Origin of the sequence: Streptomyces hirsutus (assembly GCF_001418415.1) — a bacterium.
GTDB classification, from domain to species: domain Bacteria; phylum Actinomycetota; class Actinomycetes; order Streptomycetales; family Streptomycetaceae; genus Streptomyces; species Streptomyces hirsutus.
This window is the reverse complement of the sequence record NZ_LIQT01000124.1, coordinates 1-9,050: the sequence shown is the minus strand read 5'-3', so window position 1 is coordinate 9,050 and position 9,050 is coordinate 1. Positions and strand designations below refer to the sequence as shown.

The 9,050-nt window shown below is 72.6% G+C and carries 6 protein-coding genes and 1 pseudogene; 5 read left to right on the top strand and 2 right to left on the bottom strand.

From position 1 onward, the window contains the following. The coding region (locus AOK11_RS10020) for a PucR-like N-terminal domain-containing protein (protein WP_478501587.1) at positions 1–473 on the bottom strand (473 nt) is incomplete at its 3' end. A 3-nt stretch (positions 474–476) separates the two neighbouring features. Then, entirely contained in the window at positions 477–629 is a 153-nt protein-coding gene (locus tag AOK11_RS43365) for a hypothetical protein (protein WP_167353774.1), read from the bottom strand. 253 nt (positions 630–882) lie between these two features. On the opposite strand from AOK11_RS43365, the gene pgfA reads away from it, so the two are divergent. The 5 genes and pseudogenes from pgfA to AOK11_RS09995 all read left to right on the top strand — a co-directional run. After that, positions 883–1,857, top strand: coding sequence for a cell envelope lipid trafficking protein PgfA (gene pgfA / locus AOK11_RS10015; protein WP_055593307.1), 975 nt, complete (start codon positions 883–885; stop codon positions 1,855–1,857). Between the two features lie 391 nt (positions 1,858–2,248). Then, the gene (locus tag AOK11_RS10010; RefSeq protein WP_055593306.1) at positions 2,249–3,442 is read left to right on the top strand and encodes a glycosyltransferase family 4 protein; all 1,194 of its coding nucleotides are present in this window, start codon (positions 2,249–2,251) and stop codon (positions 3,440–3,442) included. Between the two features lie 56 nt (positions 3,443–3,498). Further along, positions 3,499–4,254, top strand: a complete 756-nt coding sequence (locus AOK11_RS10005) for a class I SAM-dependent methyltransferase (protein WP_055593305.1) — start codon at positions 3,499–3,501, stop codon at positions 4,252–4,254. Next, positions 4,251–8,654, top strand: coding sequence for an alpha-(1->3)-arabinofuranosyltransferase domain-containing protein (locus AOK11_RS10000; RefSeq protein ID WP_079034747.1), 4,404 nt, complete (start codon positions 4,251–4,253; stop codon positions 8,652–8,654). The genes AOK11_RS10005 and AOK11_RS10000 overlap by 4 nt, the downstream gene beginning before the upstream one ends. Continuing rightward, a pseudogene (locus tag AOK11_RS09995) lies at positions 8,651–9,050 on the top strand (condensation protein); the annotation flags it as partial. The gene AOK11_RS10000 and the pseudogene AOK11_RS09995, both read left to right, overlap by 4 nt.

Sequence of the window (9,050 nt, the reverse complement as noted above, 5' to 3'; positions counted from 1 at the left end):
GACTGGTCGACCAGTCCGTCCAGGTATTCGTAGCCCGCGTCGGCGAGTTCGTACATCGCGGGCGGCGGGATGTCGATGCGCTGGCCGATCTCGGCGAGCCGCCGCCAGGCCATGCGGACACCGAGCCGGTAGATCGCCTGGAGCGAGTCCAGTGACCGTCCGTGCAGGCCCTCACCGCGCCCGAAGTCGTGGAAGAGGCCGGGCGGCACCGTGGGAGGGCCCGCCACATGGTCGGCGTGCTCCAGATGCTGCACGAACACCTCGATGGCGCGGCGGATACCGACGAGAGCCATCGGTTCGCCCGAGTCGTCGAGCACGACGGGGAGTTCGGGGTACTCGCGCTGGATCTCCCCCATGATCTCCTCGGCGAGTCCGGGCGCCTCGGCCATGGCCGTCTCGGCGAACCTGTGCACCTGGGAGCGTGGTACGTCCTGCCAGGCGGACCGGGCCGTGACGGTTCTGGACGCCGCCACCGGTCAGCTCCCCTGCCCCGCGTGCTCGTAGGTGATCAACGGCGTGTTCGGCTGCTCGGGGGTGGCATCGAGCAGCGCGACCACGCCGAGGGCGGCGCCTACGGCGAGGGCCGAGGCGAGCACGACCGTCAGCGCGGCGGCAAGCAGTCTGGACATTTCAGGGTCAGCCTCTCTGTTCGGAGGATTTCCCCACCCCCGAAAGTACGTTCCGCCATCCCTGTTCGTCGTCCCCCAGTGTCGAGTGTGCATTGACACTGCGTCAAGGGGCGTTTACGGTTCCCGGCCCAGAGGGAGTTCGGTCCCGGCCCGCAGGGGGTGCCGGATGGCTCCGCCCCTCCCCCATGCGCGTTTCCCCTCTACGGATCCGGCCTGTCCGCGTCGATCCGTCCCAAGCCTCTGGAGTGCCCGGATGCGCCGTACAGCCTCCCCCTTTTCCCTGGTCATGCTCGGTTTCGGAACGTTTCTGCTGGTGCTGGCCCCCCTGCTGGCGTGGTACGTCCAGCCACGCGCCGCCGTGAACCCGGTCGACATCGACACCACCGCCGTCTACACCGGCCGGGGCAGCGTGTTCGACCTCGACCGGGTCGAGACCGTGTCGGGCCAGGCGATCACCGTCACCCAGCGGGTGCGCGGGAACGTCGAGGCCAGCGCGGACAGCGGGAACGCCGCCGTGTGGGACGTGATCACCACGGTGGACACCGACAAGTCGCTGCCGGCCGCCGATCCGCACGACGCGCTGGACTTCGCACCGCACCGCTGGGTGCTGGACCGGCAGACCACGAAGCCGGTCCGCTGCTGCGAGGCCGAGCCCCGCATCGAGGGTGAGGCGTACCTCAAGTTCCCCTTCGACGTGCAGAAACGCTCCTACCAGTGGTGGGACAACACCCTCGGCGACACGGTCGTGATGCGCTACCGGGGCACCGAGAAGGTCCAGGGGTACACGGGCTACCGGTTCACCGCCTCGGTGCCGGCGACGAAGACCGGTACCCGGCTGGTGCCGGGCAGCCTCGTGGACCAGCCGGACCGGCCGCAGGTGCTGGCCGAGGAGTGGTACTCCAACCACGGGCTCGAGCTGGTCGTGGACCAGGCCACCGGCCGGGTGGTCTACGCGCAGACCGGCCCCCGGCGCACACTGCGGGCGCCGGGCGGGGAGGAGGACGCGGCGGTGCTGCTGGACGCGGAGAAGCTCGCGTTCACGACCGCGACGCAGAAGGAGGCCGTGCGGCAGGCGAAGCGTGACAGCGGGCAACTGCGCATGGTGGGCGAGACCGTTCCGGTCGGCGCGGCCTTGGCGGGATTCGTGCTCGCGGTGACCGGTGGGGTTCTGGTGGCCCGTGGACGGAAGGAAGAAGAGCGTCCCGGTTTGCCCGGTACTGCTCAGTAAATACTCACGAAACTAAGTGACTTTCGAGTCACCCGGGCCCGAAATTGTCATCCCGGTGAGTAGCCCTGGGGGACGTCTGGGCGAAAACTGTCCATCCCCACCCCGTACACAAGCCATTCACCGTGCACGCCCAGGGAGAGCCCGAGCGCTCTCCCGAAGCGTGCGCGTCCCGATCGACGTCATCCCGTCCGTCCGAAAACCATCCGTCCCGCACCACCGCGTTCCGCACCACCACCACGTTCCGCACCCCCTGCGCCTCGTGACACTCCCTGCACCTCAACCTCAGACACTCCCCGCGCTTCGCAACGCGGTCCGCGCTTCGAACACCCCAGCCCCATCCGCACGTGTCCCGCGTACCCCACGCATGACCTCAAGACGAGTTGGAGCACCGATGCCCCAGCACGTACCGTCCTCCTCGCTGCGCACGCCGCTCCCCAGCGTGCCGCAGCCACCTCCGGCGGTGCCTGCCAACCCCCGCCGGATCGTCTTCCTCGCCCACCGCGACCTGGACAATCCCTCGGCCGGCGGCTCCGAACTGCTGGTCGACCGGCTGGCCGACGGCCTGACCCGTATGGGCCATCAGGTCACCCTGCTGTGCGGAGGACCGGCCTCTCCCAGGCTCTCGGCGGCGCCCGAGCGGGGCGGCACCCCCGTCCGCGGCTACCGCGTGGTGTCGGCGGGCGGCGCCTACAGTCACTTTCTGCGGGCCCGTTCCACCTTCGCCCGCCAGGTCGGCGACTGCGACCTGCTGGTCGAGGTCTGCAACGGCATGCCGTACCTGGCGCCGATGTGGCACCGCGGGCCGACGCTGTGCCTGGTCAACCATGTGCACACCGATCTGTGGGGAATGCGCTTCGGCGGTCCGCTGGCTCCGGCCGCACGGATCGGACGCAGGCTCGAGCACTGGGCGCTGACCGGCGCCCGGCAGCACGGGCTGCTGGTCGCCGTCTCCCCGTCGACCGCGAACGCGCTGCACGGAATCGGCGTACCGCGCGAGCGGATCAGGGTCGTGCACAACGGTGTGGAGGAACCCGGTCCGCGGACCGGGCGGTCCCCGGAGCCGCTGTTCGTGGCGGTGGGCCGGCTCGTCGAGTACAAGCGGATCGATCTGCTGCTCAGGCTGTGGGAACGGGTGCGGCCGGTCACCGGCGGCCGGCTGGTGATCGTCGGCGACGGCCCCGAGCGGGAGCGTCTCGAACGCCTCGCGGGTCCCGGTGTCGAGTTCACCGGTCACGTCTCCGAGGAGGAGAAGCACCGGCTGCTGTGCGCGGCCTGGCTGCTGCTGCACCCCTCCGCCGTGGAGGGGTGGGGCCTGGTCGTCACGGAGGCGGCCACCCGCGGGACCCCGACCGTCGCCTTCGACGTGCCGGGGCTCAGGGACTCCGTGGTGGACGGTGAGACCGGCGTGCTGGCGCCCGGCGAGTCCTCGTTCGCGGCGGCCTGGTGCACGCTCGCCCTGTCCGGCGCCCGCCGGGAACTGATGGGCGAGACGGCCAGGGACCACGCCGCCCGGTTCCGCTGGGACCGCACGGTGCGGCGGTTCCGCGCGGTGGCGGCGGAGGCGGTGCGGAGTCACCGGCCATGAGCGGCAGACGTATGACTGACAGGGGCATGACCGAAACAGGACCGGGTGGCAGAGGTATGGGCGGCAGAGGCAGGAGCGGCGGCGCGCCGAAGGATCCCTCCCCGCGCCGTTCACTCGCCCTCTTCCGCGCCTTCCTGCGTGAGCAGGAGGACCCCGACGCCTGTTACGCGCTGCTCGCCCGGGACGCCGCCGACCAGGTCGAGGCGTACGGCGGGCCCGTCGCGGGCCGCGTCGTGGTCGACGTCGGCGGCGGCAGCGGGCACTTCACCGAGGAGTTCCGCCGCCGCGGTGCGGACGCCTTCCTGTTCGAGCCGGACGTGCGCGAGCTGGCCGAGAAGCCTCCCGAGGGCACCGTGGTCGCGGACGGCTACCTGCTTCCCCTGTGCGACGGGGCCGCGGACGTCACGTTCTCGTCCAACGTCCTGGAGCACGTGGCCGATCCGCAGACCTTCCTCAGCGAGCTGGCCCGGGTGACCACACCGGGCGGACTCATCTATGTGTCGTTCACCAACTGGTTTTCGCCGTGGGGCGGGCACGAATGGGCCCCGTGGCACTATCTCGGCGCCGAGCGGGCCCGTGCCCGCTACCGGCGCCGAACCGGCAGGCCCGCCAAGCACACGCTCGGCGAGAACCTCTTCCCGGTACACATCGGTACCACCCTGCGGCAGGTACGGGGCCGCGCCGACGTACGCATCGTCTCGGCGCGCTCCCGTTACTGGCCGTTCCTCACCGAGACCGTGGTCAAGGTGCCCGGTCTGCGTGAGTTCGCGACGTGGAATCTCCTTCTCATCCTCCGGCGGTGTCCCGAATGACGACCACGGTCCAGGCTCCCCCTCCGGCAGCCGTCCCCCGTACCGCGACCGCCGCGGGCCCACCCCAGGGTCCGCGGTCGCGGCGCTGGCTGCTGGGCTTCTGGGCGGTGATGTTCGTCCTGCTCCTGGCGGTACAGCCGGGGCGGCAGACGTTCGACACCAAACTGGGTGTCACCGTCGACCCGGGGCGGTTCCTCGCCGACCTCGGCCAGCTCTGGCAGGACCAGGGGTCGTTCGGCGGGGTCAACAACCAGTACGTCGGCTACCTGTGGCCGATGCTGCCGTTCTACTGGCTGTGCGACCTGGTGCAGCTCCCGGTGTGGCTGGCCGAGCGGCTGTGGTTCTCGCTGATCGTGTCCGTCGCCTTCTGGGGCGCGCTGCGTCTCGCGGAGCGGCTGCGCGTGGGCAACGGGACCTCCCGGCTGCTCGCGGCGACGGCGTACGCGCTGTGGCCGCTGTTCACGACGGTGATCGGCTCGACGTCGGCCGCCGCCCTGCCGGGCGCGCTGCTGCCGTGGGTGCTGCTGCCGCTGACGAACGAGCGGTACACGGCCCGGGTCGCGGCGTTGCGTTCGGCCCTGCTCGTCCCGTTCATGGGCGGGGTCAACGCGGCCTCGACGCTGGCGTCGCTGCTGCCTGTGGGCCTGTATCTGCTGTCCCGGCCGCCGGGACCGCGCCGGTGGAAGCTGATCGCCTGGTGGGCGCCCGCGGTCGCGGTGGCGACCGCCTGGTGGTGGATCCCGCTGCTGCTGCTCGGCGTGTACGGCGAGAACTTCCTGCCCTACGTCGAGACCGCGCAGACCACGACGGACACCATGGCGGCCACCGAGGCGCTGCGCGGGGCCGGCAACTGGGTGGGCTACCTGCACTTCGGTGAGGCGTGGCTGCCCGCGGGCTGGACGGTCGCCTCCTCGGTGCTGGTGATCGTCTGCTCGGCGCTCGCGGCCGGTCTGGGCCTGGCGGGTCTGGCCCGGCGGGACCTGCCGGAGCGGCGCTGGCTGGTGCTGACCGTGCTGGTGACGGTGCTGGTGCTGCTCGCCGGCTACGGCGGCGCGTTCGGCGGCCCGTTCCACTCGGTGGTGCAGGGCTGGCTGGACGGCTGGCTGTCGCCGTTCCGCAACATCTACAAGTTCCAGACGGGCCTGGCGCTCGCCCTGGTCCTGGGCCTGGCCCACCTGGTCGCCGTGGCCGCGCGCTCGCGGACGGCCGACACGGCGAGCGGGGCCGGGCGACGCGTGCGGGGCAGGCGTCTCACACCCCTGGTCGCCGCGGTGCTGATCCTGCCGGGGCTGGCCTGGCCGTATCTCAACGGGTCGATCCTCAACCCCGGTTCGTTCCAGGAGATCCCCAAGTACTGGCAGGCCACGGCCGACTGGCTGGAGGAGAACTCCCCCGACTCCCGGGCCCTCGTCGTACCGGCGACCGCGCACGGCATCCACACCTGGGGCTCGACCATCGACCAGCCGCTCGACGTGGTCGCCGACTCCCTCTGGGCACAGCGCGACTACGTGCCGTTCGGCACCCCGGGCAACCGGCGGGCCATGGACGCGGTCGAGCAGGCCCTGCTGACCGGCGCCGAGGTGCCGGGTCTGGCCGACTACCTGAGCCGGGCGGGCGTCTTCTACGTCGTCGTCCGCAACGACCTCGACCCCGACCAGATCGGGCAGGTGCCGACCACCACGGTCAAGCGCACGCTGGCGCAGTCCGGGTACGAGCGGGTCACCGGGCTCGGTCCGGTGTCGACCGGCGGAGTGATCGCGAACGGCACCCCGCTCCAGGTCGAGGGGCTGTACCCGCAGCAGCGGGCGGTGGAGATCTACCGTCCGACCGGGGCGGACGTCCGGCGTCCGGGGCAGGCCTCGCTGGCCCCGATCGCCGACACCGCCGTGGTCTCCGGCGGCCCGGAGGCGCTGCTGCCGCTGGCCGGCGAGCTGCGCGGCCGGCCGACGGTGCTGACCGGTGACGGCCACCCGGGGCTCGGCACCCCGCCGGTGCAGGTGACCGGCGACGGGATGCGGTACGCGGACACCCGGTTCGGCCTGGTCAACTCCAACACGTCGTACACGTACACCCGCGGCGAGCGCAACGCGCCCGACTCCGTGCAGGGCGCGGGCGAGCGACCGCACCAGATCCTCCCCAAGGAGGGCCTGGACCACCAGACGGTGGCCGAACTGCGAGGCGCCCGTTCGGTGTCGGCGTCCTCGTACGGCAACTGGCTGTTCCACCTGCCGCAGTACGACCCGGTGAACGCCTTCGACGGCAGCCCGGACACGGCCTGGGCGGAGGGATCGGCCGGATCGCCCGACGGGCAGTGGCTGCGGATCGCCTTCGACGACAGCTACGACATGCCGGACTCCCTCGGCCTCACCCCGCTCCCGCAGGACAGTGTGCGGGCGGCGGCGACCAAGGTGCGGGTGGAGACGGAGCGGGGTTCCGAGACCAGCTTCCTCCAGGCGAACGGCACCAAGCAGGACGTCAAGGCGCCCGAGGGCGCGACGCGCTGGATGAAGCTGACGATCGTCGACTCGGTGTCCGGGCACTCCGGCCTGGGCGGCGCGGGCTTCTCCGAGATCGACCTGCCGGACGTGCGGGTGACCCGGATGCTGCGGCTGCCCACGGACTCGGAGGACTCGACGGCGGCGGCCCAGGTCGTCTCGCTGCACCGCGCCGCCGACCCGACCGGACTGTCGCCCACGGGTACGGAGAACGGACTGCACCGCACGTTCGCCACGGGCACGGCGGGCACGTACGAGGTCGCGGCGAGCGCGGTGGCCGTGCCGGGCGAGGGACTGGACCGGCTGCTGTACGAGGTGGCACCCGAGCAGCAGGCCCGGATCACCGCCACCGCCGACTCCACCGCGCGCCTCGGCGCCGGCCTGTCGGCGCGCAACCTCACCGACGGTGACCTGACCACCTCCTGGATCGCGGGCGACAAGCCGGTCGTCCATCTGAGCTGGGACGGCAAGCAGCCGGTCGGCGAGGTCGTGCTGGCGGCCGCGGGCGGCCTGTCCACCCGGCCGACCGAGGTGCACATCGGCTCCCCGGACGGCGCGGCGATCGCGGGCGTCGACGACAACGGCATGGTCCGCTTCCCGGCGATCACCACGGACCGGCTCGACATCACGATCACCCGCACCGCACCGCTCACCCTGCACAACCCCGTCGTCGGCGAGGACCTGGACCTGCCGGTGGGTCTGACGGAGGTCTACGTTCCGGCACTCGACGAGTACCGCACCCCGCAGCCGTCCGCCGAACGGGAGTTCACCCTGGCGTGCGGCAAGGGACCGGTGCTGGCCGTCGACGGCCGGCTGCACGAGACCAGCGTCAAGGGGACGGTGGGCGACCTGGTGGAGCGGCGTCCGGTGGACGTGACGCTCTGCCAGGAGGGCCGGGAGGAGACGGCCCTGGAGCTGTCGGCCGGAGACCACCGGGTCGAGGCCGGTGACGAGGGACCGCTCACCGTGACCGCCCTGACCCTGACCCGCGGCACCGTGCCGGACGTCTCGGCGGCCGAGCGCGAGCTGGAGGTCCGGGACTGGCTGGGCGACCGGCGCGAGCTGACGGTCGGTTCGGGCGCCGCCTCGTACCTCACGACGTACGAGAACTACAACAAGGGCTGGACCGCCACCCTGAACGGCGAGGAACTGACGCCGCTGCGGCTGGACGGCTGGCAGCAGGGCTGGCGGATCCCGGCGGGCGAGAGCGGCACCGTGAAGCTGTCCTACGGTCCCGCCACCACGTACGACGCCGGGCTGATCGGCAGCGGCGTCGGGATCGCGGTGCTGATCGGGCTGGCCCTGTGGCGCCGGAAGGCCGAGAACCCCGACGCCCCGCAGCCCGCGCCGGCGGCGCCCGGACTGTGGCTGGGCGCGGTGGCGCTGACGCTGGTCGGTGTGGTGATCGCGGGCTGGTGGGCGCTGCTGGTCCCGGCACTGGCGCTGCTCGCGTGGCGCAGGGCCGCCCTGCTGGTCCCGGTGGCGCTGGCCGCCCTCGCGGGAGCGGGGATCGTGGCGGCCTTCGGGGCCGGGGAGCCGGCGGGCGCGGGCGAGGGCGCCTTCGGGCACCTGGCCCAGCTGCTGGCGCTGATCGGCCTGTTCGCCGCGCTGGTGAGCCTCGGTGGTCCGGATTCCGGGCGCACGGTCCGGGAGGACGGCTGGGGAACCGGCCGGGCGGACGGGACCGGGGCGGACGAGCACGGGACCGGGGCCGACGGCGGTCCGGGGTACGGCACGGCGCGGTACGACACGGCCGCGCCGCCCCCGGTGCCGCCCCACGTGCCGGCGCACTCGGCGCCGCCCGGCCCGGAGAAGCCCACGCGGCCGCTTCCCCGCGTACGGGAAACGGGTGACGCGGACGGCACGGCGGGCGACGGGCCGGCGGGAAGGGGCACGACCGGATGACCGCTCCCCTGCGCATCCCGTTCCCCGTGGTGGACGAGGTGTCCCGGCACTGCGTCCAGGACGAGGAACCGGAGACGGTGCTCATCGAGGTGCACCTCCCCGGGGAACTGGATGCCGGCCGTCTGCGCAAGGCGTTCCTGGAGGCGCTGCGCCGGCACCCGCGCGTCCTCATGCGCGAGGCCCCCGGCCCCTGGTACCGGCGCCGCTACGAGTGGGAACTGACCGACGAGCCCGATGTGGAGGCGGTGGGCTTTCCGCCTCCGGGTCCCGGCTCCCTGCGGGACGCCCGGAGCCGGGCCATGGCCGTGGCGCCCCCGCTCACGGCGTCCCCGCCGATCCGCCTCGAGGTGGTGACCGCCCCGGGTGACACCGAGTCCGGGGCGGTCACCACCTCGA